Source organism: Arthrobacter celericrescens (assembly GCF_003614925.1).
Classification (GTDB): Bacteria; Actinomycetota; Actinomycetes; order Actinomycetales; family Micrococcaceae; genus Arthrobacter; species Arthrobacter celericrescens.
The window spans coordinates 1-2,659 of record NZ_QYLP01000056.1 but is presented as its reverse complement, the minus strand read 5'-3'; the positions used below and the strand labels follow the sequence as shown (position 1 = coordinate 2,659).

The following is a 2,659-nucleotide window of genomic DNA, read 5'->3' as shown; positions in this document are numbered from 1 at the left end:
CGCCCCAAATGGCCATGGTGTTTCTCCTTTTGGATTGTCGCGGACCCGAACTCTTCGGCATCCCCAATACCTAGACGCTATCCCGGCCGTGTGAAGGGTGTCGATGGGAACCCCTCCCCATGAAGAGGTCCCCACCCACGCCATGCCCGCGTCAGAAGTTCACCAGGGCGACAAAAACGAGCGTCCCCAGCCCCACGCTGAGGAGCGTCCGCCGTCGTCCGAGCAAATGGAGCACGACGGTGACCGCCACCGCAACCGCTGCGGGAAGCGCCGCGGCCGGGTCGGCCAAAACGGTGGTGCGCAGGGTGGAGGCGGCCAGGATGCCGAGGATTCCCACGGGCATCCAGAGCGAGACCTTCCGCACGAGCAGGGAGTTCCTGAGGGGGTTCAAGGCCGCGAACGGCAGGGCCCGCAGGCCGAAGGTGATGGCGAAGGTGACCGCCAGGACGGCAAGGAGGTAGGGGGTTTCAGGCATCGGAGTCTCCACGGCGGCGGCTGAAGGCGAAGCGGACAATGAGCAGGGCGAGGAACAGCAGCAGCCCCAGGAAGAGCGAGGCATCCGGCGCCAGTACGACGGCGGCAGCGAAGCTTGCTGCCCCGAGCAGCAGTGAGGGGAGCTGCTTGCCGCTCCGGGCGGCGTCGAGCGTCAGTGTCACGAACAGCGCGCACAGCGCGAACTCAAGGCCCTCGATCCGGCCCGGAAGCAGGGACGAAATGCCCACCCCCACCAGGCCGCCCACCACCCAGTAGCACTGGAAGGCCAGTTGCATGGTGATGAGCCGCCAGCTGTTCCAGCGCTCCTTGGAGGCGGCCGTCACGGCGTAGGCCTCGTCGATCATGGCGTACATCGAATACACCTTGGCGAGGGGATGCTTCACCACCTGCAACGGGAAGGAGAAGCTGTAGAAGACGTGGCGGAAGTTCACCAGGAAGGTAGTCAGGGCAATGGTGGCCAGCGGGGTGGCGGTCACGATCATGCCGACCAGCAGCAGCTCCAGGGAACCGGCGAACGCGGCGGTGGACAGGGCCGGTGCCAGCCACCAGGGTAGCCCGGCCTGCACCACCAGGAGGCCGAACGCGATGCCCAGCGGGAACATGCCAAGGCCGGCGGCGAGGGAACTACGCAGCCCCTTGGCAGCTTCCCGGCGTCGGGAGAAAACGGGTGGAGCGGAGGGTTCCGCATCGATCAGGTTCACGCTTTCCATGATGTCCGGAAACGCGGGGCAGCCGATTGCAAAGATTGCCCGCCCCTTAGGGAATGGAGCAACATATTGTTATGGACTCCATGGACAGGGCAATAATCGCTGAACTCGTGCGCGACGGCCGCATTTCCAACGTGGAACTGGCCGAACGCGTCCACCTGACGCCGGGCCCGTGCCTGCGCCGGGTGCAACGGCTGGAGCAGGAGAAGGTGATCCGCGGATACCGCGCGGTGGTGGACCCGGCGGCCCTGGACCGGGGCTTCGAGGTGATTCTCGACGTCGAACTCACCGTATTCGACCGCGAGACCGTCTACGCCTTCGAGGAAGCGCTGGCGGCGATGGACGAGGTGGTGGAACTGCACCGGCTGTTCGGTTCGCCGGACTACTTCGTACGCGTCGCGGTGAAGGACTTGCCGGCCTACGAATCGTTCCTGACCGAGCGGGTCATGAGCCTTCCCGGCCTGCAGAAGGTCTCATCCCGCTTTACCATGAAGACCCTTAAGTCCGAAGGCTGAGGCGCCTGCATGAAACGCCGAATGATCATCCTGTCCTAGGGGCTTCGTGGCGGACGGAGCGTCAGGGAGCGCCGCGGAGCGGTACGCGGAAAAGGGGCCGGCGCGTGTGCCGGCCCCTCCTTTTCCCCGGGAAGGAAACCTTCCGATCAGCTGCTCGGCGTCCCTGCGACGCAGCTCCGATCGCGCTGGGCTCTGGCCCCTGCGCCCTGTTTGAAGGATAGGTGTGCGGTAAGGCGGGGCACCCGAGTAGCCGGTACCTGTCTTTGCTTTGCATTTCCGGCGTTAAGCACCCGGATCCGGCAAGATGGGCGGGCTGCCGAACTGCGTACCGCGGACTTCCGGGGCCTGCCGAATGTCGGCCGGGCGGCCTAGCATGAAGCCATGTGCCGCAATATCCACACCCTGCATAACTTCGAACCGCGTGCCACTTCGGCCGAAGTGGAGGCCGCAGCGCTGCAGTACGTGCGCAAGATCAGCGGAAGCACGAAGCCGTCCAAGGCCAACGAGGACGCCTTCAACGAGGCCGTGCACCAGATCGCGCATGCCACGCAGCACCTGCTCGACTCCCTGGTGAGCCACGGTCCGGCCAAGAACCGTGAAGAGGAGGCCGCGAAGGCCAGGGCCCGGGCCGCGATCCGCTTCGGCACGGCATAGGGGCGGCCGAGTGGCAGGATGAGGTGCCATGCGGACCTCAACCGCTCGGAGCGCCGGCGGAAACGCCAGCGGAAATACACGCGGGAAACGCCGGCTTAAACGTGGATGACCCCCTCAAATTTGAGGGGGTCATCCACGTTTGGGCCGGTGATTCCGGCGGGCAATGCTTAGTGGGAGGCCTGTTCCTGCTCGTTGGCGTTCTTGGTGGCCTTCTTGCCGGCTTCGTCGAGGGCCTGGGCGACCTTCTGGAGGGCGGTCATGTGCTGGGACTGCCATTCGTTGCGGAAG

At 65.4% G+C, this 2,659-nt stretch carries 4 protein-coding genes; 2 read left to right on the top strand and 2 right to left on the bottom strand.

All coding sequences use genetic code 11. The features are described 5' to 3' along the window. Positions 1 to 151: 151 nt before the first annotated feature. The gene (locus D3654_RS11880) at positions 152 to 475 is read right to left on the bottom strand and encodes an AzlD domain-containing protein (protein ID WP_120521710.1); all 324 of its coding nucleotides are present in this window, start codon (positions 473 to 475) and stop codon (positions 152 to 154) included. Then, positions 468 to 1,196, bottom strand: coding sequence for an AzlC family ABC transporter permease (locus D3654_RS11875; protein WP_280960108.1), 729 nt, complete (start codon positions 1,194 to 1,196; stop codon positions 468 to 470). Before D3654_RS11875 ends, D3654_RS11880 begins: the two co-directional genes overlap by 8 nt. An 89-nt stretch (positions 1,197 to 1,285) precedes the next feature. Between D3654_RS11875 and D3654_RS11870 the strand changes: the two genes are divergently transcribed. After that, positions 1,286 to 1,717: an Lrp/AsnC family transcriptional regulator gene (locus D3654_RS11870; protein WP_205571792.1), complete on the top strand. Its 432-nt coding sequence runs from the start codon at positions 1,286 to 1,288 to the stop codon at positions 1,715 to 1,717. Positions 1,718 to 2,098: 381 nt separating this feature from the next. Next, positions 2,099 to 2,371, top strand: coding sequence for a DUF2277 domain-containing protein (locus D3654_RS11865; RefSeq protein ID WP_120521707.1), 273 nt, complete (start codon positions 2,099 to 2,101; stop codon positions 2,369 to 2,371). The last annotated feature ends 288 nt before the right edge of the window (positions 2,372 to 2,659 follow it).

Excerpts from the sequence above, each read along its gene's own strand:
- D3654_RS11870 (WP_205571792.1), top strand. The coding sequence starts at position 1,286 with ATGGACAGGGCAATAATCGCTGAACTCGTGCGCGACGGCCGCATTTCC.
- D3654_RS11880 (WP_120521710.1), bottom strand. The coding sequence starts at position 475 with ATGCCTGAAACCCCCTACCTCCTTGCCGTCCTGGCGGTCACCTTCGCC.
- D3654_RS11865 (WP_120521707.1), top strand. The coding sequence starts at position 2,099 with ATGTGCCGCAATATCCACACCCTGCATAACTTCGAACCGCGTGCCACT.